General features: G+C 63.2%; 22 protein-coding genes. 19 read left to right on the forward strand and 3 right to left on the reverse strand.

What is annotated here, in order from left to right:
* Window positions 1-1,909 (reverse strand): Rne/Rng family ribonuclease (locus GXB81_RS21805; protein ID WP_205990297.1); only part of this gene is annotated, 1,909 nt, incomplete at its 3' end.
* Between the two features lie 738 nt (window positions 1,910-2,647).
* Here GXB81_RS21805 and GXB81_RS21810 point away from each other — a divergent pair.
* From GXB81_RS21810 to GXB81_RS21825, 4 genes are read left to right on the forward strand one after another with little or no spacing between them, the layout of a single operon-like run.
* On the forward strand, window positions 2,648-3,685 hold the full coding sequence (locus tag GXB81_RS21810; protein WP_167042925.1) for an RluA family pseudouridine synthase: 1,038 nt from the start codon (window positions 2,648-2,650) through the stop codon (window positions 3,683-3,685).
* Window positions 3,678-4,337 (forward strand): HAD-IA family hydrolase, encoded by a 660-nt coding sequence (locus GXB81_RS21815; protein WP_167042927.1) that lies wholly within the window; start codon window positions 3,678-3,680, stop codon window positions 4,335-4,337. Before GXB81_RS21810 ends, GXB81_RS21815 begins: the two co-directional genes overlap by 8 nt.
* Window positions 4,334-4,750: a Rieske 2Fe-2S domain-containing protein gene (locus tag GXB81_RS21820; RefSeq protein ID WP_205990298.1), complete on the forward strand. Its 417-nt coding sequence runs from the start codon at window positions 4,334-4,336 to the stop codon at window positions 4,748-4,750. The genes GXB81_RS21815 and GXB81_RS21820 overlap by 4 nt, the downstream gene beginning before the upstream one ends.
* 33 nt (window positions 4,751-4,783) lie before the next feature.
* Window positions 4,784-5,800: a S49 family peptidase gene (locus GXB81_RS21825; RefSeq protein ID WP_167042931.1), complete on the forward strand. Its 1,017-nt coding sequence runs from the start codon at window positions 4,784-4,786 to the stop codon at window positions 5,798-5,800.
* A 144-nt stretch (window positions 5,801-5,944) separates the two neighbouring features.
* Here GXB81_RS21825 and GXB81_RS21830 read toward each other — a convergent pair whose 3' ends face one another.
* On the reverse strand, window positions 5,945-6,664 hold the full coding sequence (locus GXB81_RS21830; protein ID WP_167042933.1) for an SAM-dependent methyltransferase: 720 nt from the start codon (window positions 6,662-6,664) through the stop codon (window positions 5,945-5,947).
* Window positions 6,661-7,278, reverse strand: coding sequence for a Maf-like protein (locus tag GXB81_RS21835; protein ID WP_205990299.1), 618 nt, complete (start codon window positions 7,276-7,278; stop codon window positions 6,661-6,663). Before GXB81_RS21835 ends, GXB81_RS21830 begins: the two co-directional genes overlap by 4 nt.
* A 365-nt stretch (window positions 7,279-7,643) precedes the next feature.
* Between GXB81_RS21835 and GXB81_RS21840 the strand changes: the two genes are divergently transcribed.
* From GXB81_RS21840 to lepA, 15 genes are all read left to right on the forward strand, one after another.
* Window positions 7,644-8,300, forward strand: a complete 657-nt coding sequence (locus GXB81_RS21840) for a DUF177 domain-containing protein (RefSeq protein ID WP_167042937.1) — start codon at window positions 7,644-7,646, stop codon at window positions 8,298-8,300.
* Window positions 8,301-8,401: 101 nt separating this feature from the next.
* Window positions 8,402-8,581: a 50S ribosomal protein L32 gene (gene rpmF / locus GXB81_RS21845; protein ID WP_167042939.1), complete on the forward strand. Its 180-nt coding sequence runs from the start codon at window positions 8,402-8,404 to the stop codon at window positions 8,579-8,581.
* A gap of 171 nt (window positions 8,582-8,752) precedes the next feature.
* On the forward strand, window positions 8,753-9,859 hold the full coding sequence (plsX, locus tag GXB81_RS21850; RefSeq protein WP_167285355.1) for a phosphate acyltransferase PlsX: 1,107 nt from the start codon (window positions 8,753-8,755) through the stop codon (window positions 9,857-9,859).
* A complete protein-coding gene (locus GXB81_RS21855; RefSeq protein ID WP_205990300.1) occupies window positions 9,859-10,848 on the forward strand; it encodes a beta-ketoacyl-ACP synthase III in 990 nt (329 codons plus the stop codon). Before plsX ends, GXB81_RS21855 begins: the two co-directional genes overlap by 1 nt.
* A gap of 113 nt (window positions 10,849-10,961) precedes the next feature.
* Window positions 10,962-11,897 carry an ACP S-malonyltransferase gene (gene fabD, locus GXB81_RS21860; RefSeq protein WP_205990301.1) on the forward strand — a complete coding sequence of 312 codons (936 nt, stop codon included), beginning with the start codon at window positions 10,962-10,964 and terminating at the stop codon, window positions 11,895-11,897.
* 103 nt (window positions 11,898-12,000) lie between these two features.
* Window positions 12,001-12,750, forward strand: coding sequence for a 3-oxoacyl-ACP reductase FabG (gene fabG / locus GXB81_RS21865; protein WP_167042947.1), 750 nt, complete (start codon window positions 12,001-12,003; stop codon window positions 12,748-12,750).
* Between the two features lie 150 nt (window positions 12,751-12,900).
* Window positions 12,901-13,140 (forward strand): acyl carrier protein, encoded by a 240-nt coding sequence (acpP, locus tag GXB81_RS21870; RefSeq protein ID WP_004197638.1) that lies wholly within the window; start codon window positions 12,901-12,903, stop codon window positions 13,138-13,140.
* A gap of 244 nt (window positions 13,141-13,384) precedes the next feature.
* Complete coding sequence (gene fabF, locus GXB81_RS21875) at window positions 13,385-14,623, forward strand: beta-ketoacyl-ACP synthase II (RefSeq protein WP_167285360.1); 1,239 nt, start codon at window positions 13,385-13,387, stop codon at window positions 14,621-14,623.
* Window positions 14,624-14,739: 116 nt separating this feature from the next.
* Window positions 14,740-15,159: a hypothetical protein gene (locus GXB81_RS21880; RefSeq protein WP_167285385.1), complete on the forward strand. Its 420-nt coding sequence runs from the start codon at window positions 14,740-14,742 to the stop codon at window positions 15,157-15,159.
* 101 nt (window positions 15,160-15,260) lie between these two features.
* On the forward strand, window positions 15,261-15,860 hold the full coding sequence (gene rpoE / locus GXB81_RS21885; protein ID WP_006051939.1) for an RNA polymerase sigma factor RpoE: 600 nt from the start codon (window positions 15,261-15,263) through the stop codon (window positions 15,858-15,860).
* A 90-nt stretch (window positions 15,861-15,950) separates the two neighbouring features.
* A complete protein-coding gene (locus GXB81_RS21890; protein ID WP_167042951.1) occupies window positions 15,951-16,562 on the forward strand; it encodes an RseA family anti-sigma factor in 612 nt (203 codons plus the stop codon).
* Between the two features lie 4 nt (window positions 16,563-16,566).
* The gene (locus GXB81_RS21895) at window positions 16,567-17,607 is read left to right on the forward strand and encodes a MucB/RseB C-terminal domain-containing protein (RefSeq protein WP_167042953.1); all 1,041 of its coding nucleotides are present in this window, start codon (window positions 16,567-16,569) and stop codon (window positions 17,605-17,607) included.
* A 37-nt stretch (window positions 17,608-17,644) separates the two neighbouring features.
* Window positions 17,645-19,177 carry a DegQ family serine endoprotease gene (locus tag GXB81_RS21900; RefSeq protein ID WP_167285364.1) on the forward strand — a complete coding sequence of 511 codons (1,533 nt, stop codon included), beginning with the start codon at window positions 17,645-17,647 and terminating at the stop codon, window positions 19,175-19,177.
* The gene (locus GXB81_RS21905) at window positions 19,174-19,437 is read left to right on the forward strand and encodes a glutaredoxin family protein (protein WP_167042957.1); all 264 of its coding nucleotides are present in this window, start codon (window positions 19,174-19,176) and stop codon (window positions 19,435-19,437) included. The genes GXB81_RS21900 and GXB81_RS21905 overlap by 4 nt, the downstream gene beginning before the upstream one ends.
* Before the next feature lie 205 nt (window positions 19,438-19,642).
* Complete coding sequence (gene lepA, locus GXB81_RS21910; RefSeq protein WP_205990302.1) at window positions 19,643-21,436, forward strand: translation elongation factor 4; 1,794 nt, start codon at window positions 19,643-19,645, stop codon at window positions 21,434-21,436.
* Window positions 21,437-21,444 lie beyond the last annotated feature (8 nt).

Consider the following 21,444-nt stretch of genomic DNA (forward strand, 5'->3'; position numbering starts at 1 on the left):
TGCCGCTCACGCCTTCGCCGCGTGTTGCCGTATCACGGCCGCCTGCGCCGCCACGGCGGTTGCGGTTGCGATCGCCGCCACGTTCGCCGGTGCGCTCACCGCGCTCCGTACGCTCGCCGCGTTGCGGACGGGCCTGCTGCTTGTCGGTCGTGGCCGGCGCGGCCGGTGCCGGAACAGCCGGCTGCATGCCGAACAGATTCTTCAGCCAGCCGATGAAGCCGCCGCTCGCCGGCGTCACCGCGACCGGAGCCGGGGCGGCCGCTGGGCGGACCGGCGCGCTCGGCGCCGGCTTCTCGGGCGTGATGCCCTTGACCGCCGCTTCCTGCTTCGGCTTCACTTCCTCGGCGCGTTTGCTGTAGCCGGTTTCCGATTCGAGTTCGCGGGCCGCTTCTTCGGCCATCTTCCACGATGCGCGCGGATCGTCGAGGCGCGCGTCGTCGTGACGCAGACGTTCGAGCTTGTAGTGCGGCGTGTCGAGGTGCTTGTTCGGGATCAGCACGACATTGACCTTGAAACGCGACTCGATCTTGTTGATTTCGGCGCGCTTCTCGTTCAACAGGAAGGCGGTCACTTCGACCGGCACCTGGCAGTGGATCGCCGCGGTGTTTTCCTTCATCGCTTCTTCCTGAATGATCCGCAGCACTTGCAGCGCGGACGATTCGGTATCGCGGATATGGCCCGTGCCGTTACAGCGCGGGCACGTGACGTGGCTGCCTTCCGACAGGGCCGGGCGCAGACGCTGGCGCGACAGTTCCATCAGGCCGAAGCGCGAGATCTTGCCCATCTGCACGCGGGCGCGGTCGTGCTTGAGCGCGTCTTTCAGACGCTGCTCGACTTCGCGCTGGCTCTTGGCCGATTCCATGTCGATGAAGTCGATCACGATCAGGCCGCCCAGGTCGCGCAGACGCAGCTGGCGGGCGACTTCGTCGGCGGCTTCGAGGTTCGTGCGCGCGGCCGTTTCCTCGATGTCCGCGCCCTTGGTCGCGCGCGCCGAGTTCACGTCGATCGCGACGAGCGCTTCGGTGTGGTCGATCACGATCGCGCCGCCCGACGGCAGCGGCACCGTGCGCGAGTACGCGGTTTCGATCTGGTGCTCGATCTGGAAGCGCGAGAACAGCGGCACGTCGTCGTGGTAGCGCTTCACCTTGCCGACGTTGTCCGGCATCACGATGTCCATGAAGGCGCGCGCCTGGTCATGGATTTCGGTCGTATCGATCAGGATTTCGCCGATATCGGGCTGGAAGTAATCGCGAATCGCGCGGATCACGAGGCTCGATTCGAGATAGATCAGCATCGGCTGGCCGGCCGTGCCGCTTTGCGACGCGGCTTCGATCGCGCGCCACAACTGCATCAGGTAGTTCAGGTCCCACTGCAGCTCTTCGGCGCTGCGGCCGATGCCGGCCGTACGCGCGATGATGCTCATGCCTTCCGGCAGTTGCAGCTGCGCCATGGTTTCGCGCAGTTCCTGACGGTCGTCGCCCTCGATCCGGCGCGACACGCCGCCGCCGCGCGGGTTGTTCGGCATCAGCACCAGATAGCGGCCGGCGAGCGAGATGAACGTGGTCAGGGCCGCGCCCTTGTTGCCGCGCTCTTCCTTTTCGACCTGGACGATCAGTTCCTGACCTTCCTTCAGCGCGTCCTGGATGCGTGCGGAACGCATGTCGACGCCGTCGCGGAAGTACTGGCGGGCGACTTCCTTGAACGGCAGGAAGCCGTGGCGGTCTTCGCCGTAGTTGACGAAGCAGGCTTCGAGCGACGGCTCGATGCGCGTGATGATGCCTTTGTAAATATTGCCTTTGCGCTGTTCGCGGCCGGCGGTTTCGATGTCGATATCGATGAGTTTTTGCCCATCGACGATGGCGACGCGCAGTTCTTCCTGCTGCGTCGCGTTGAACAACATTCGTTTCATTGAACGACTCCAGAGCAGCCTCGCCGGCCCAGCTGCGCGGTTGTCAGTCGCGAGAGCAAAGAGGGCAGGCGTGCCGCGTCTTATTGTGTTTTCACAAGCACGCTGGAGCGGGAAAAATGGCGGGAGAATTGCCTGAGAAGGGCCCGGCCCGTCAAAAATGGGCGCGGTGCCGCAGGGCACATGCGAACACGGCTTCAAATAATGACCCGACACGCCGCGGGTTCTGCCGGCCGACCTTCATCAGCCTTCGTTCTGCCTTGCCGGTGCGCCAACCAGGCGCGCGGGCAGAGGCCGAAAGCTGCGGTCAAGCCGCAGCGGGAAGTTCGCGCAGGCGGCGCGTCTTTTCCTGCTGGGGGTGTCTCGCCTCATTTTGACGTCGCCATGTCTTGTACTTTCTACAAGACGCCTTGGGCGCACGCCGTATTTTCGCGACTTGCAGCTTCGTACAGCAGGGCGTCATGCCACCCGAAACGCGAAGCTGGAAGTTAAATTCTTTTTTACCAAATTTCCGTTACCGTCGAAGCCGACCTTGACCGAACGCGCCTGTGGGCGCCGTCCCTGCCGGGTGCGGACTTCGTGCGTGCAACTTGTTGCATCTCATTTTCAGGGTGAGCAACCAGACCCCGGCGCAAGTAAAATAACGGTTTATCGCTTGCGCTCGCGCAATCCACCTGCAATCCGGACGCTGTGCGGACACTGCGCCGGCCGCCGCGGACTGCTGGGCAAATTATATTCAGAATGAAAGAGTTAGGCAAAACATCCCAGAGACCGGTTGCAAGCGCGGTGGCGAGCGACCAGGTTTCGCTGATCGAAATCGACGACGGCTCGGCCGGCCAGCGCATCGACAACTTCCTGCTGCGCGTCTGCAAGGGCGTGCCGAAGAGCCATATTTACCGCATCCTGCGCAGCGGCGAAGTGCGTGTGAACAAGGGGCGGATCGACGCGCAATACCGGCTCGAACTCGGCGACCTCGTGCGTGTGCCGCCGATCCGCGTCGCGCAGCAGGGCGAGGCGCCCGCCCATGTGCCGGTGCCGAGCGGCGGTTTCAACATCATTTTCGAAGACGAGCATCTGCTCGTGATCGACAAGCCGGCCGGCGTGGCGGTCCATGGCGGCAGTGGCGTCGCGTTCGGTGTGATCGAGCAGATGCGCGGGGCACGGCCGCAGGCGAAATTCCTCGAACTCGTGCATCGGCTCGATCGCGAGACCTCGGGCATCCTGATGCTTGCGAAAAAACGCGCCGCGCTCGTCAACCTGCACGAGCAGATTCGCGAGAACCAGATGGACAAGCGCTACTACGCGTGCGTCCACGGCGAGTGGGCGGCCGACTGGGGCCGCCGTCGCGCGGTCAAGGCGCCGTTGCACAAGTACATGACGCCGGACGGCGAGCGCCGTGTGCGCGTGCAGCCGGACGGACTCGCGTCGCATACGGTCTTCAACCTCGTCGATCGCTGGCCGGAATACGCGCTGCTCGAAGCCGAACTGAAGACAGGGCGTACGCATCAGATTCGCGTCCATTTGCAGCATCTGGAACTACCGATCGTCGGCGACGCCAAATACGGCGATTTCGCGCTGAACAAGGCGCTTGCGCGCGCCAACGCGAAGCCGGGCCTCAAGCGCATGTTTTTGCACGCGTACCGGCTGAAGCTCGCGCACCCGGCCACCGGCGCGCCTTTGCAGCTGGAAGCGCCGTTGCCGGCCGACTGCCGCGGCTTTATCGCCCAACTCAACGAATTACGCACGGGGTTCGACCCGGAGACGACATCGCATGGCTAGAGAGCAATTTGATCTGATCGTGTTTGACTGGGACGGCACGTTGATGGACTCGACCGTGCATATCACGCGCAGTATCCAGGCGGCGTGCCGCGATATGGGTTTGCCGGTTCCCGCCGACGAAGCCGCGAGTTACGTGATCGGCCTCGGTTTGCGCGACGCGCTGCAACTGGCCGCGCCAACGCTTGATCCGGCCGACTATCCGCGTCTTGCCGAGCGCTATCGCTTTCACTATCTGGTGAAGGATCAGACCACGGAGCTGTTCCCGGGCGTGCGGGAGATGCTGCAGGACTTGCGCGAACAGGGCTATCTGCTCGGCGTGGCGACCGGCAAGAGCCGCGTGGGGCTGAACCGTGCGCTCGACCAGTCGCGCCTGACGAGCCTGTTCGACGGCACCCGCTGCGCCGACGAAACGTTCTCCAAGCCGCATCCGGCGATGCTGCACGAACTGACACGCGAATTGGGGCAGGATACGGTACGCACGGTCATGGTTGGCGACACGACGCATGACCTGCAAATGGCGATCAATGCCGGCGTGGCCGGGATCGGCGTGACTTACGGCGCGCATCCGGCCGACTCGCTGAGCGCCATGGCACCGAAATTCGTCGCTTCGAGCGTGAGCGATCTGTCTGGCTGGCTGCGGGAGAACGCATGAGTGGCGATGGGGCGGGCGCAGCTGCTACTGGTGCGGTCCAGGCCGTGCGTATTTGCGCGGCGGACGAGCTGGTCGACGGCGGGGTAGGTATCCGGCACGAGGCGCGGCTTGGCGGTCACGATGTCGTGGTGTTCTTCATCCGCTACGAGGGCCGCGCTTATGGCTATCTGAACCGCTGTGCCCATGTGCCGATGGAGCTCGACTGGTCGGAAGGGCAGTTTTTCGAATCGTCCGGTTTATATTTGATGTGCGCGACACATGGCGCGATTTACGCGCCAGATACCGGCAAATGCGTGGGTGGACCGTGCCGCGGCGGCAGATTGCGTCCGGTGCAGGTCGAGGAGCGCCATACGCCCGAAGGAAGCGCGGTATTCTGGCTGCCTGACGGCGAATTGCTGCCCGCTACGCCTTGATTGTCCCTTTCTCTCAACCTTTCCCTTGCCCGCATGTCCGATAATTTGACTCCCGAGACGAAAGATCCCACCCCGGATCCCACCCCGAGTGGCCGTTCCCGCACGCCTGCCGGCGAACCGGGCTGGGAGCGTGCCGCACTCGAGCGTATTGCGCTCGCGGCGATCAACGAGCAACGCGCGGCACGCCGCTGGCGCATTTTCTTCCGGTTCGTGCTGCTGGCCGTGTTCGCATTCGTCGTATGGGGCGCGGTCAACTTCTCTGGCGAGCGGGTTGCGACCACCGGCCGTCATACGGCGATGGTGACACTTGATGGCGAAATCGCTGCCGATACGAATGCAAACGCCGAAGATATCAATACCGCGCTCGATACCGCGTTCGAGGATTCCGACACGGCAGGTGTGATTCTCTATTGCAACAGCCCGGGCGGCAGTCCGGTGCAGGCGGGCATCATCAATAGCGAAATCCGCCGCTTGCGCGGCAAATATCCGTCGATTCCGCTCTACGTCGTGGTCGGCGACATGTGCGCGTCGGGCGGCTACTATGCGGCCGCGGCGGCCGAGAAGATCTATGTCGACAAGGCGAGCATCGTCGGTTCGATCGGCGTACTGATGGAAGGCTTCGGCTTTACTGGCTTGATGGACAAGCTCGGGGTTCAGCGCCGGCTGCATACGTCGGGTGAGAACAAGGGTTTTTTTGATCCGTTCTCGCCTGAAACGCCGAAGATGAACGAACATGCGCAAGATATGCTCGATCAGATTCATGCGCAGTTCATCGACGCGGTGCGCGAGGGGCGCGGGAAGCGTCTGCATGAGACGCCGGACATGTTTTCGGGCCTGTTCTGGACGGGGCAGAAGAGCGTCGAGCTGGGTCTTGCCGATGGTTTCGGCGATCCCGATTACGTCGCGCGCGAAATCTTCAAAGCGCCGGATATCGTCGATTACACGGTAAAAGAGAGCATTACGGATCGTGTTGCGCGCAAGTTCGGCGCGGCGGTAGGCGCGGGTGCGGTTCGGGCGATGGCGCTCGGTGCGAAGGTGAATCTGCACTGAGCGCGGACTGTTCTGCCGCGGGTCTGCCAATGATCGGAAGTCTGCGAAAAGCCCGCGCAATCGGCGACGATTGCGCGGCTTCTGCTTATATCGCGGCAAATTTCCTGCCTGCCGACCGGGACAACTGCCCCCGGATCGTTGCGCTCAGGCCGCCAGAATCAGGAAAATGGCCGGCCGCTTGTGCAGATCGATCTCCGGCTTTTTCTTCCAGTCGGCAACGGTGCGGCTCGCGACGGTTTCGCTCGGCAGCGTCAGATCGACCGCCACGCAGACGAGCGTGGACGGCGCGCAGGTCGCGAGCAAGGTGTCCAGCAGCGCGCGGTTGCGGTACGGCGTCTCGATGAAAATCTGCGTCTGCCTGCCTTTGCGCGACTGCTGCTCCAGATCGCGCAGGCGCTTCGCACGCTCCGCTGCGTCGACCGGCAGATAGCCGTGGAAGGCGAAGCTCTGGCCGTTGAGTCCCGAGGCCATCAGTGCGAGCAGGATCGAGCTCGGTCCGACCAGCGGCACGACCTTCACGCCGCGCTCGTGTGCGCGCCGCACCAGCAGCGCGCCCGGGTCTGCAACCGCCGGACAGCCGGCTTCGGAGACGAGGCCCGCGTCGGTGCCCGCGAGCAGCGGGGCAAGCAGGCGGTCGATCTCGCCCGCGGGCGTATTGACGTTCAGCTCGCGAATCTCGATTTCCTGAATCGGCCGTTCGGTGCCGACCTTCTTCAGAAATGCGCGCGTGGTTTTCGCGTTTTCGCCAATGTAATAGTGCAACGACGCCGCGCGGGCACGCACCGGCGCGGGTAGAACGGCGTCGAGTGCGTTCGTGTCGCCTTCGCCGAGCGTATTGGGAATCAGATAGAGCGTGCCGTTCATCGAGCCCCCAGAAGCGGATAGCCGGCCGCGAGCAGTATGCTCGACAGCGCGATCAGCGGCAAGCCGACGAGCGCGGTCGGGTCGTCGGAATGGATCGCCTCGAGCAGCGCGATGCCGAGCCCTTCGGATTTGGCGCTGCCGGCGACGTCGTACGGCGTTTCGGCGCGCAGATAGGCGTCGAGCGCGGCGTCCGGCAGATCGCGAAAGCGCACGCGAGTGATCACGTCGACGCTTTGCGCGTTGTCCGTGGCGTTGTCGAACAGGCATAGCGCACTATGGAACAGCACTTCGCGGCCGCGCATCGCCTGCAATTGCGCGAGTGCCTTGTCGTGCGTGCCCGGTTTGCCGATCTGCAGGCCGTCGTAAGTGGCGACCTGGTCGGAGCCGATCACGAGCGCGTGCTCGTCGGCGCCAAGTCCGCTGGCGACCGCGCGGGCCTTGGCTTCGGACAGGCGCAACGCGGTTGCTTCGGGCGTTTCGCCCGCGAGCGGCGTTTCGTCGATGGCGGGCACGACGACGTCGAACGGCACACGCAGGCGTTCGAGCAGTTCGCGGCGATATGGCGAACTCGACGCCAGAATCAGGCGTGGCGGGCGTTTGGGGGAATCTGACATGATTGACGGGCGGCTAGGGAGGCGGGTCGTACCGGGCCGCGCGGAGTTCGCGCGCGTACGGGCTTAAGTGTTTGACTCGAAAAGACAAAACAGATATGATTTTGGGCTTTTCACGGTATGCTTGCGCCGACGGGCTTGGGCGCGTTCAGTGGCTTTCGATGGCTTTCAGCGCTCCAGAAGTTGTGCGAAGGATCGAAGAAAGGTGATTGAAGAAAGCCGGCCGGCGGGTTGAACAGCCGGTTGAAACGCAGAGGCCAACGCAACGGCCGCAAGCCTCGCGGGCTGTCTCGCACACCGGTTTATTTTCGCGGTGGATTTCCTTCGCGGATCACCCCGGCAACACGCTTGCCGACGCAGGAGCGCACATGACTCAACATCCTGGCAAACCTGCAGGTCTGTCCGACCCGCATGAACTCGATCTGTTCGAATTTACGCGGAGCGGGCGCCAGGCCGCGGGTGTCGTGCGCGTCTCGCAACTGCCGCGCATGTTAAACGAAGTCCCGGCGGATGCGCCAGATCGCGATACCGCGTTCACATGGCAGGCCGAAGGGACGACGCAGCCGGAATTGCAGGACGACGGCGCCGAAGGTCCGCAGCCTTATCTGCGGATGGCGGTTCACGGTGCCGCATGGCTCGAATGTCAGCGATGTTTGACGCCGTATTCGCAGACGTTCAACGTCGATGCAACTTACCGGATCGTCAATACGGAGGCGGAAGCCGAAGAGTTTCCGCTCGACGAGGATGAAGTCGAGGTGATCGTGGGCTCGCGCCAGTTCGATCTCATCGACTTGATCGAAGAAGAGTTGCTGCTTTCCTTGCCGCTTGTGCCCAAGCACGAGGTCTGCCCTGAAGTGCACGAGAGTCTTGTCTCGGGTGTGGACGGCAGCGAAGGCGAGGGCGACGAAGCCGCGCAGGACGAGGCGGGCGAAGGCGGTGAGCCGGAGCAGTCGGGTGAGCGGCGCAATCCGTTCGCGGCGCTCGAAAGTCTCAAGCGCGACGAGCCGGGTGGCAGGAAGCACTGAACAGTTGCAGGGGAGCGCGATGCGGGCGCCCTGGCCAGTCGGCTAGTGGCGGAGACCGTATCGGGCTGTGTTAGAATTCGGAAAATTTTTAGGAGTTAGTCATGGCAGTTCAACAAAATAAGAAGTCGCCGTCGAAGCGCGGCATGCACCGTTCGCACGATTTCCTCACGGCAGCGCCGCTGGCCGTCGAGCCGAGCACGGGCGAAGTGCATCTGCGTCACCACATCAGCCCGAACGGCTACTATCGCGGCAAGAAAATCGTCAAGACGAAGAACGACTAATCGTTCACTGCGTTGCGCCCTGTGGCGTTTCGCGTGGCGATCGGCTCGCTTGACATTTTCCCGGTTCGACAGGAAGGCGGCATTCAACTGCCGCTTTTTTGTATCGATCGCAGTTGGCGCGTTAGCGCTTGCTGTGCTCCCAGGCAGAGCGTCTGAAATTCGTCGCACTCCATGACAGTAAAGCTCACGATAGATTGCATGGGAGGCGACCACGGCCCGTCCGTGACCGTTCCCGCTGCCGTCAACTTCGTTTGTTCGCATCCCGATGCGCAGTTGCTGCTCGTCGGCATTGAAAGCGCGATTCGTGCGCAGCTGAAGAAGTTGAAGGCTCAGGATCTGCCGGCGCTGACCGTCGTATCTGCTACCGAGGTCGTCGCAATGGACGATCCGGTCGAGGTCGCGCTGCGCAAGAAAAAAGATTCGTCCATGCGCGTGGCGTTGAACCGCGTCAAGGAAAGCGAGGCGCAAGCCTGCATTTCCGCCGGCAATACCGGCGCGCTGATGGCGGTCTCGCGTTATGTGCTGAAAACGCTGCCGGGCATCGAACGCCCGGCCATCGCGTTCGCATTGCCCAATCCCCATGGCTACACGATGATGCTCGACCTGGGCGCCAACGTCGACTGCGAGCCGCAGCATCTGCTGCAGTTCGCGGAGATGGGGCACGCGCTCGTGTCTGCGCTCGAGGGCAAGGAGCGGCCTACCATCGGCCTGCTCAACATCGGCGAAGAAGTCATCAAGGGCAACGACATCATCAAGCGCGCCGGCGAACTGCTGCGCGCGAGTACCCTGAACTTTCACGGTAACGTCGAAGGCGACGACATCTACAAGGGCACCGTCGACGTGATCGTCTGCGATGGCTTTGTCGGCAACGTCGCGCTGAAGACGTCGGAAGGTCTCGCGCAGATGCTCTCCAATATCATCAAGGAAGAGTTCGGCCGTTCGTGGCTGACCAAGGTGATGGCGGTGCTCGCGCTGCCGGTATTGATGCGTTTCAAGAAACGCGTCGATCATCGGCAATACAATGGCGCCGCGCTGCTCGGCTTGCGCGGCCTCGTGATCAAAAGCCACGGTTCCGCCGATGCCTATGCGTTTGAGTGGGCCATCAAACGCGGGTATGATGCCGTCAAAAACGGCGTGCTGGAGCGCCTTGCGCGAGCGATGGAAGAGAACGCGGGTTCTCTCGAACAGGCGGCGCGCGACGCAAGCGGTGCGGGCCACGCAAGCCCGATCGCAGGCCAGCCGGCCGAGCCCTACGCTGCGCAATCCTCGAAGGCATAATGGCTCAATCCACAATCTATTCCCGCGTGCTGGGCACCGGCAGCTACCTGCCGCCCAACCGTGTCACCAATCAGGATCTGGCCGAGCGTCTCGCCAGCCAGGGCGTCGAAACGAGCGATGAATGGATCGTCGCGCGCACGGGCATCCACGCGCGCCACTTCGCCGATCCCGATGTCACGACGAGCGACCTCGCGCTGATCGCCGCGCAGCGCGCGATCGAGGCGGCCGATATCGATCCGCAGTCGATCGACCTCATCATTGTCGCGACCTCCACGCCCGACTTCGTGTTTCCGAGCACGGCCTGCCTGCTGCAGAACAAGCTCGGCATCAAGAACCACGGCGCCGCGTTCGACGTGCAGGCCGTCTGCTCCGGCTTTGCCTACGCGGTCGCGACGGCGGACAGCTTCATCCGCAGCGGCCAGCATCGCACTGCGCTCGTGATCGGCGCGGAAACGTTCTCGCGCATTCTCGATTTCAAGGACCGCACCACCTGCGTGCTGTTCGGCGATGGCGCGGGCGCAGTGATCCTGCAGGCGTCCGACGAGCCAGGCGTGCTCGCGAGCGCATTGCACGCGGACGGTAGCCACTCGAACATCCTCTGCACGCCGGGCAACGTGAACGGCGGCGTGGTGACAGGCAGCGCGTTCCTGCATATGGACGGCCAGGCGGTCTTCAAGCTCGCCGTCAACGTGCTCGAAAAGGTCGCGGTCGAAGCACTCGAAAAAGCCAATCTGAAGGCCGAGCAGGTCGACTGGCTGATTCCGCATCAGGCCAACATCCGCATCATGCAAAGCACCTGCCGCAAGCTCGGCTTGCCGCAGGAACGCATGGTCGTCACGGTGGGCGAGCACGGCAATACGTCGGCGGCGTCCATTCCGCTCGCATTCGACGCAGCGGTGCGCGACGGCCGCATCAAGCGCGGCCAGAACGTACTGATCGAAGGCGTGGGCGGCGGCTTCACGTGGGGCGCCTCGGTTATCCGCTACTGATCGCCGCATGCGGGGCGCGCCGCTGGCAGCGCCCGTGCGGCCAGCGTGCTGCTCGCGCCATGCGGCAGCCGCTCGCCGCGGCCACATCCGATTAAACCGATTTTGGGGACGATATGAAATTTGCGTTCGTTTTTCCTGGGCAAGGCTCGCAAGCGGTTGGCATGCTCAACGCATTCGCCGATCACGCGCTCGTGCGTGAGACGGTTCAGGAAGCGTCCGACGCACTCAATCAGGACCTCGGCAAACTGATCGCCGAAGGCCCGGCCGAAGATCTCAATCTCACCACCAACACCCAGCCGGTCATGCTGACCGCTGCTTACGCGATTTATCGCGCCTGGCAGCAGGCCGGCGGTCCGGTGCCGGCGATCGTCGCGGGCCATAGCCTTGGCGAATACACGGCGCTCGTCGCCGCCGGTGCGCTCGCATTCCGCGACGCGGTGCCGCTCGTGCGCTTTCGCGCGCAGGCGATGCAAACGGCGGTGCCGGTGGGCGTCGGCGGCATGGCCGCGATTCTCGGCCTCGACGACGACGCGGTGCGCGCGGTGTGCGCGGAAGCGTCGGCGGCGGGCGTCGTCGAAGCGGTCAATTTCAACGCGCCGGCGCAAGTCGTGATCGCGGGCCACAAGGCTGCGGTCGAGAAGGCCTGCGAAGTCGCGAAGGCAAAGGGCGCGAAGCGCGCGCTGCCGCTGCCGGTGTCGGCGCCGTTCCACTCGTCGCTGCTCAAGCCCGCGTCGGACCAGTTGCGCGAGTACCTCGCGAGCGTCGACGTTCAGGTGCCGTCGATTCCCGTCATCAACAACATCGACGTCGCCGTGGTCAACGAGCCGGCCGGCATCAAAGACGCGCTCGTGCGCCAGGCAGCCGGTCCCGTGCGCTGGGTCGAGTGCGTGCAGGCAATGGCCGCGCAGGGTGTCACGCACGTGATCGAATGCAGTCCGGGCAAGGTCCTTGCCGGCCTGACCAAGCGTATCGACGGCAATCTCGCTGGCGCGTCGGTGTTCGATCCGGCATCGCTCGAAGAAACGCTGAAGCTCGTCGCGGCGGGCTGAGCGTTTTCACCGTCGGCGGGGGAGCCGCAAGACTGCGGCGCGCCCGCGCCTGACCCACCTCAGGAATCAATCAGCCTTTTGCGAAGGGCCTCCGGACTGACAGATGGAAAAGACTCTCGACAAGCAGATCGCAATCGTGACGGGCGCATCGCGCGGCATCGGCCGTGCGATCGCGATGGAATTGGCGCGCCAGGGCGCGACGGTCATCGGTACGGCGACCAGCGAAAGCGGCGCGGCCGCGATTACCGAAGCGTTTAACGCAGCCGGCATGAACGGCCGCGGCGCCGTGCTCAACGTGAACGACGCGGCGGCGGCGGAAGCGCTGATCGACGGCACGGTTAAGGAATTCGGCGCGCTGCACGTGCTCGTGAACAACGCCGGCATCACGCAGGACCAGCTCGCGATGCGCATGAAGGACGACGACTGGGACGCGGTGATCGACACCAACCTGAAAGCGGTGTTCCGCCTCGCGCGCGCGGTGCTGCGCCCGATGATGAAGGCGAAGGGCGGCCGCATCATCAACATCACCTCGGTGGTCGGCTCGGCCGGCAACCCGGGGCAGATCAACTACGCGGCCGCGAAGGCCGGCGTCGCGGGCATGACGCGCGCGCTCGCGCGCGAGATCGGCAGCCGCGGCATCACCGTGAACTGCGTGGCGCCGGGCTTTATCGACACCGACATGACGAAGGGGCTGCCCGAAGAGCAGCAGACCGCGCTGAAGACGCAGATTCCGCTCGGCCGTCTCGGCAGCCCGGAAGACATCGCGCATGCGGTCGCGTTCCTCGCGTCGCCGCAGGCCGGCTACATCACGGGCACGACGCTGCACGTGAACGGCGGCATGTATATGCAGTAACCAAATTCGGTTACTATCCGCGCCTTGTGCGTTTGTAGAAGCACGAGGCGCATGCCTTGACAGGAACCCGATGCGCAGCTTTTTTGCCGGGTCAAACCTGATAAAATGCGCGCACCTGTATTTTTGAACTTCTTTTCCCTTGGAGGGGTAATGGACAATATCGAACAGCGAGTCAAGAAGATCGTCGCGGAACAACTGGGTGTTGCGGAAGCGGAAATCAAGAACGAAGCGTCGTTCGTGAACGACCTCGGCGCCGACTCGCTCGACACCGTCGAGCTCGTGATGGCCCTCGAAGACGAATTCGGTATGGAAATTCCGGATGAAGAAGCCGAGAAGATCACTACCGTTCAGCAAGCGATCGACTACGCTCGCGCGAACGTCAAGGCCTAAGGTCATTCGCGCCCGCGTTTCTGCATTGGCGGCGTATGACGCCCTGCCGCGCCGCTTGCAGGTGCCAGCGGGGCTGGCGCGTTCCGGCGTGTCCTCGGGTATGCCGTTTGCCATGCAGGGAGCCGCGATGTTGACAGCGCATTTTTCCGCGCGATTGCCGACTTAAACAGCCACAGGGCTCACAGGGCGAATTCCTGTGGCCGCTGTGGCTTTTGCTTTTGTCATCTATGAAAAAGGGGTTACCGTGAGCCGCCGTCGTGTTGTCGTTACAGGCCTGGGGCTGATTTCGCCTGTTGGCAATAATGTTGCCGATGGCTGGGCCAATCTGGTCGCCGGCAAGTCGGGCATTGCCAATATCACGAAGTTCGATGCGTCGAACTTTTCGACTCGTTTCGCCGGCGAGGTGAAGGGCTTCAATATCGAGGACTACATCCCCGGTAAGGAAGCGCGTCACATGGATACGTTCATCCATTACGGTGTGGCCGCCGGCATCCAGGCGATGCGCGACAGCGGCCTCGAAGTCACTGAAGAGAATTCGGAGCGCATCGGCGTCGTGGTCGGTTCGGGCATCGGCGGTCTGCCGATGATCGAGATCACGCAAACCGAACTGCTCAATCGCGGTCCGCGCCGCATTTCGCCGTTCTTCGTGCCGGCCTCGATCATCAACATGATCTCCGGCCATCTGTCGATCAAGTTCGGCATCAAGGGGCCTAATCTCTCGATCGTTACCGCGTGTACGACGGGTCTGCACTGCATCGGCGAGGCTTCGCGCCTGATCGAATACGGCGACGCCGACGTGATGATCGCGGGCGGCGCGGAATCGACCGTGTCGCCGCTCGGTATCGGCGGCTTTGCGGCGGCGCGCGCGCTGTCGCAACGCAATGACGATCCGTCGACCGCGAGCCGTCCGTGGGACAAGGACCGCGACGGCTTCGTGCTCGGCGAAGGCGCGGGCGTGATGGTGCTCGAAGAGTACGAGCACGCGAAGGCGCGCGGCGCGAAGATCTACGCCGAAATCAGTGGCTACGGCATGAGCGGCGACGCCTATCACATGACCGCGCCGCTCGAAGACGGCGACGGTGCGCGCCGCTGCATGCTGGCCGCGCTGAAGAACGCGGGCATCAACACCGATCAGGTGAGCTACCTGAATGCGCACGGCACGTCCACGCCGCTTGGCGACCTCGCAGAAACGACCGGCATCAAGCGCGCATTCGGCGATCACGCCAAAGACATCGTCGTGAACTCGACCAAGTCGATGACGGGTCACCTGCTGGGCGGCGCCGGCGGTCTGGAATCGGTGTTCACGGTGCTGGCCGTGCATCACCAGGTGTCGCCTCCGACTATCAACATCTTCAATCAGGACCCGGCCTGCGATCTCGATTACTGCGCGAACACGGCGCGGGAAATGAAGATCGACGTCGCGCTGAAGAACTCGTTCGGGTTCGGCGGCACGAACGGCACGCTGGTTTTCAAGCGCGCCTGATCGCCTGATCGCGGGTGACGCACCAGTCCACGACGCCGGCCTTGCCGGCGCTTTCTCCGGAAGCAGCAAGGTTGGGCAGAGCCACGCAGCGCATCGCGCTGCGTGGCTCGTTTGCCATGCGCGCCGCGCTGGGGGCTTTCGTGCTGATTGCGACGTTGGCCGTCCATACCTGTCTCGCATCGCAATGGGGTGCATGGCGAGCCGTTCCGTTGACGTTTGCCGTGGGGGCGCTGCTGGCGCTTTGCGCGGCAAGGCATGAGCGGGCGCAGCCGGCTGTGCTGCAGATCGGACGGGATGATCTATCCGCCTGGGACGCAGCGGGCACGCTGCTCGCCCAAGGGAGGGTGGCTGGCTGCGCGCAGTGGAGCAGCCGGCTGCTGGTTCTCGTGCTCGAACCTGAAGAAGTTCATTCGCGTGACCGCGCGCATCGTCGCCCAAGGGGGCGCACACGTACCTTGCTGCTCGTGGCCGATGCGCTTCCGACCGCCGTCTTCCGGGAACTTTCCGTGCTCGGCCGACGTGCGGCTGGCGCCTGACTGTAACGACTGTAACCGCTGTTACCGGAGTAACGTGCCCCAATGAGGGGGACGCTACAATGGTGCCCCGCCATGCGCCCTATAGTTAACGGATTTATCAGGTGAGCGAAAAAGAAATTGATCAGGTGCTGGTCGAGCGCGTCCAGAAGGGCGACAAGGCCGCGTTCGAGCTTCTGGTCTCCAAATACCACCGCAAGATTCTCCGGCTGATCTCGCGCCTCGTGCGGGACCCCGCCGAAGTCGAGGACGTCGCGCAGGACGCCTTTATCAAGGCGTATCGCGCGCTGCCGCAGTTTCGCGGCGAATCGGCGTTTTATACGTGGTTGTACCGGATTGCGGTCAACACCGCGAAGAACTACCTTGCCACCCAGGGCCGGCGGGCGCCGACCTCGACCGAAGCGGATGCTGAAGAAGCTGAAACTTTCTCGGACGCCGACCAACTAAGGGATATCAACACGCCCGAGTCGATGTTGATGAGCAAGCAGATCGCCGAGACGGTCAATGCTGCGATGGCGGTTTTGCCGGAAGAACTGCGCACCGCCATTACTCTTCGGGAAATTGAGGGTTTGAGTTACGAGGAAATCGCGGAGATGATGGGTTGCCCGATCGGCACTGTCAGATCACGAATTTTCCGCGCTCGCGAAGCCATTGCGGCAAAATTGCGCCCGTTGCTTGACACACCCGAAGGCAAGCGCTGGTAAACGCCTAGGCGTCCAGTGGTCGAGCGGGGCACGGGTGCAATATCTGGATTAGTGGTGTCACTACGGGGTATTTGTAAGATGGGGAGCATCATGGGGTCGGTCTCGATGCAATCGCAAGCAGATTCGCGCGGCGAGCGTCTGTCCGCTTTTGTCGACGGTGAACTGTTCGACGAAGGGCATCTGAATCTGGACAAGTTTCTTTCCGCGCTGGACGGCGACGATCATGCCGCCTGGTCGAGCTATCACCTGATCGGCGACGCGCTGCGTTCCGACGATCTGGCGATCAGTCCCGCAAGGAGCAGCGCATTTCTGAGCGGTTTCGCCGCGCGGCTCGACAGCGAGCCGCATGTGCTCGCGCCGGCCGCGGTGCCTGTCGCGCGCCGTCTGCTCGGGTTGCGCCGCCGCGTCGTGCCGGCCTTCGCGGTTGCCGCGGCAGCCGCCACGCTGACGTGGATCGTCGTGCCGCAATTGCAGGGCGTGCCGGGCGGTCCGGGGGCACAGGTCGCTTCGCTTCAGCCGCATGGCGACGCGGTGCAACGTGTCGCCATGGTCTCGGTGCCGTCGTCGCAAGACGCCAACATCATTCGCGACGCCAGCCTCGATCAATACCTCGAAGCCCACCAGCAGTTTGCGCAACAACCGGTCATGGCGGGTTCGATGCCGGTCATTCGCGCTGCTTCAGTCTCCACGCAGGGCCAATAGTTTGATGCAGACTTCGCGGTTCAATAAAACGACTATCTGGGGGCGGTTGCCGGCATTCCTGTTCTGTGCAGCCGTGTTGTTGTCCGCTACACCGCGGGTCTTCGCACAAGACGATCCGGCCGCCGCCCGCCGCTCGGCCGCGGAACTGCTCGATCGCATCCATCAGGCCGCCCAGCAGCAGAACTACGAGGGCGCGTTCGTCTACCAGCGCGGCAATTTCGTGCAGACGTCGCGCATCGCGCATTATTCGACGCATGCGGACGGCGAATTCGAGCAGCTCGAAAGCCTCGATGGCAAGCCCCGCAAGATGCTCCGCCACAACGACGATATGTTCACGTTCGTGCCGGAGCGACATCTCGTCGTCGTCGAAAAGCGCCAGAACCGGGATTCGTTTCCGGCGCTGCTGGCGGTGGACGGCGAGCAGGTGCTGTCCGTCTACGAGCCGAAGATGCTCGCCGACGACCGTGTCGCGGGTGTCGACAGCCTCGTGATGGAACTCGATCCGAAGGACGCGTACCGCTTTGCGTACAAGCTCTGGGCCGACAGGAAGACCGGCCTGCTGCTGCGTGCGCAGACGCTCGACCCGAGCGGCCAGGTGCTTGAACAGCTATCGTTTTCCCAGGTCCGTATCGGCGTGCCGGTCGACAAGGCGGGCATCGTCAACGGCATTCGCAATCTGGCCGGGTGGACCGTGGTGCGGCCGCCGGTCGAGCCGGTCGACATGGCCGCGCAAGGCTGGCAGATCACGCCGTCGGTGCCGGGTTTCCACATGATCCGCCAGTTGCGCCGTCCGATGGCGTCGCGCGAGGCGGGACAGCCGCCCATTCCGGTGGATCAGGCAGTGTTTTCCGATGGCCTCGCGGCCATTTCGGTATTCGTCGAGCCGGTCGAGAACAATTCGCGCAAGGAAGGCACGGGCAATAGCGGCGCCACGCACGTACTGGTCAAGCGCCAGGGCAACTTCTGGATTACCCTGCTGGGTGAAGTGCCCCAAACCACATTGCAGCAATTTGCGTCTGCCATAGAATACAAAGCTCCGAAGTAATCCTTCCGAATCCTGAAATCCCTCGGCTTGCTACGATATGACGATTTTCTCGGTGCGCAAATTCCTCGCGGCCGTCGTGGTGGCGGCTTGTTTGCCGCTCGTACCGCATATGGCGTCGGCGGCTCCCGCTGCCAACCTGCCTGACTTCACCGATCTCGTCGACAAGGTCGGCCCGGCGGTCGTCAACATTCGCACGACGACGCGCGTGTCGAACGGCGCGTCCCGCGGTGGCCTGCCGCCGGGTATGGACGACGGCGACATGTCCGAATTCTTCCGTCGCTTCTTCGGCATTCCGTTGCCCCAGTCGCCGCAATCGCCGGGTTCTCCGCACGGCGGCGATAACGGCGGCAGCGGCGGTGGCAGCAGCGGCGGAAATGGTGGCAGCCAGGATGCACCGGACAGCAACGATCCCGAGCAGAACAGCGGGGTGGGCTCGGGCTTCATCCTGTCGGCGGATGGCTACGTGATGACCAATGCGCACGTTGTCGACGACGCCGACACGATCTACGTCACGCTGACCGACAAGCGCGAATTCAAGGCCAAGCTGATCGGCGTGGACGACCGCACGGACGTCGCGGTCGTGAAGATCAACGCGTCGAACCTGCCGACCATCACCATCGGCGATTCGAACAAGGTGCGCGTCGGCGAATGGGTCGTGGCGATCGGCTCGCCGTTCGGGCTCGAGAACACGGTGACGGCCGGCATCGTCAGCGCGAAGGGGCGCGACACCGGCGACTATCTGCCGTTTATCCAGACCGACGTGGCCGTCAATCCGGGCAACTCGGGCGGTCCGCTGATCAACATGCAGGGCGAAGTGATCGGCATCAACTCGCAGATCTACAGTCGTACCGGCGGTTTCATGGGCATTTCGTTCGCGATTCCGATCGACGAAGCGATGCGCGTGGCCGATCAGCTGAAGAGTTCGGGCAAGGTCGTGCGCGGCCGCATCGCGGTGGCAATCGGCGAAGTCACGAAAGACGTGGCCGATTCGCTCGGTCTGCCGAAAGCGCAGGGTGCCCTCGTCAGCAGCGTCGAGCCGGGCGGCCCCGCAGACAAGGCCGGCGTGCAGCCGGGCGACATCATCCTGAAGTTCAACGGCCATTCGGTCGATACCGCAACGGATTTGCCGCGTATGGTCGGCGATACGAAGCCGGGCACGAAGGCGACGATCACGATCTGGCGCAAGGGCCAAACGCGCGAACTGCCGGTCACGATTGCCGAAATGCAGCCGGACAAGGTCGCGAAGGCGGACCAGAAGCAGCCGAAGGCGCCGAAGCAGCGCGCGACGAATGCGCTCGGTATCGCCGTCAGCGACATTCCCGCCGATCAGCAGAAGGAGCTGAAGATTCACAACGGCGTGCAGATCGACGCAGTGGACGGCCCGGCCGTGCGCGTCGGGCTGCAAAAGGGCGATATCGTTCTGCGGGTGGGCGATACGGACATCACGAGCGCGAAGCAGTTCGACGACGTGACCGCGCATCTCGATCCGCAGAAGATGGTGGCGCTGCTGGTCCGTCGCGGTGAGAACACGCAGTTCGTGCCGATCCGTCCGCGCAGCGCGCAGAAATGACGAAGGCGGCATCGCTCACGCTCTACGGGCGCGCGTGGTGCCATCTTTGCGAGGACATGCGCGCCGCGCTCGAACCTTTGCTGGCCGAGTTCGGCGCGCAAGTAACAGTGATCGACGTCGACACCGATCCGCTGCTCGAAGCGCGTTACAACGAACGGGTGCCGGTTCTGGTTTGCGACGGTGTCGAGCTATGTCACTACCATTTCGACGAAGTCCGGGTGCGAGCGGCGTTGGCAGCGCATGCAACGCTGGCGTCATGAGCCGGCATTCGCGGCCCGCTGCCCGTATGCGCCATTGATGCCGTCTACATCGAATTTCTCGCATCTTCTGCGCCGTCTTTAGGCCTGGCCTTTGCAAGATGCGCCGGCCGACGGCCTTTTCGGCTAAAATAGATAGGTTTTTCACCTACTTACAAGGCGTGCTCCGCTATTGTCCGGGCGCGCCTTTTCGCTTGATCGGCACTGAATGGATCATATTCGTAACTTTTCGATCATTGCGCACATCGACCATGGCAAGTCGACGCTCGCCGATCGCATCATCCAGATTTGCGGCGGCCTGTCCGACCGCGAGATGGAAGCCCAGGTGCTCGACTCGATGGACCTCGAGCGCGAACGCGGCATCACCATCAAGGCGCAAACCGCCGCATTGACGTATCGCGCCCGCGACGGGCAGGTCTACAACCTGAACATGATCGACACGCCGGGGCACGTCGACTTCTCGTACGAAGTCAGCCGCTCGCTGTCCGCATGCGAAGGTGCGCTGCTCGTCGTCGACGCAAGCCAGGGCGTGGAAGCGCAAACCGTCGCCAACTGCTACACGGCCATCGAACTCGGCGTCGAAGTGGTTCCGGTGCTGAACAAGATCGATCTGCCGGCGGCGAACCCCGAAAACGCGATTGCCGAAATCGAGGACGTGATCGGCATCGACGCAACCGACGCGACGCATTGCAGCGCGAAGACCGGCCTTGGCGTCGAAGACGTGCTCGAAGCGCTGATTGCGAAAGTGCCGGCGCCGAAGGGCGATCCGGACGCGCCGCTGCAGGCGCTCATCATCGACTCGTGGTTCGACAACTACGTCGGCGTCGTGATGCTCGTGCGCATCGTCAACGGCACGCTGCGTCCGAAGGACAAGATCCGTTTGATGGCGACCGGTGCGCAGTATCCGGTCGAACATATCGGCGTGTTCACGCCGAAGTCGAAGAATCTCGAATCACTGTCGGCGGGGCAGGTGGGCTTCATCATCGCCGGCATCAAGGAACTCGCGGCGGCGAAGGTTGGCGACACGGTAACGCTCGTGGGCCAACCGGCTCCCGAGCCGCTGCCGGGCTTCAAGGAAGTGAAGCCGCAGGTGTTTGCCGGTCTCTATCCGGTCGAAGCGAACCAGTACGACGCGCTGCGCGATTCGCTCGAAAAGCTGAAGCTCAACGACGCGTCGCTGCAGTATGAGCCGGAAGTCTCGCAGGCGCTCGGTTTCGGCTTCCGCTGCGGCTTCCTCGGTCTGCTGCATATGGAGATCGTGCAGGAACGTCTCGAACGCGAGTTCGACATGGACCTGATCACGACGGCGCCGACCGTGGTCTACGAAGTCCTGCAGCGCGACGGCACGACCCTCATGGTCGAGAATCCGGCCAAGATGCCGGAGCCGTCGAAGATCGAGGAGGTGCGCGAGCCGATCGTTACCGTGAACCTGTATATGCCGCAGGACTATGTCGGCGCGGTGATCACGCTGTGTACGCAAAAGCGCGGCAACCAGATCAACATGCAGTACCACGGCCGTCAGGTTCAGCTCACGTATGAAATCCCGATGGGTGAAGTCGTGCTCGATTTCTTCGATCGCCTGAAGTCGATTTCGCGCGGCTATGCGTCGATGGACTACGAGTTCAAGGAATACCGCGCGTCCGACGTCGTGAAGGTCGACATGCTGATCAACGGCGACAAGGTCGACGCGCTGTCGGTCATCGTGCACCGCTCGCAAAGCCAGTACCGCGGCCGCGAAGTGGCGGCGAAAATGCGCGAGCTGATTCCGCGTCAGATGTACGACGTGGCGGTGCAGGCCACCATCGGTTCGAACATCATCGCGCGCGAAAATATTAAAGCGTTGCGTAAGAACGTGCTGGCAAAATGCTACGGCGGCGATATCACACGTAAGAAGAAGCTGCTCGAAAAGCAGAAGGCGGGTAAGAAGCGAATGAAGCAGGTGGGCTCGGTCGAGATTCCACAAGAGGCTTTTCTCGCGATTCTGCGTGTCGAAGACAAATAAGCTAAGTA

The organism is Paraburkholderia sp. Ac-20336 (assembly GCF_017105025.1).
In the GTDB taxonomy this organism is placed as follows: domain Bacteria; phylum Pseudomonadota; class Gammaproteobacteria; order Burkholderiales; family Burkholderiaceae; genus Paraburkholderia.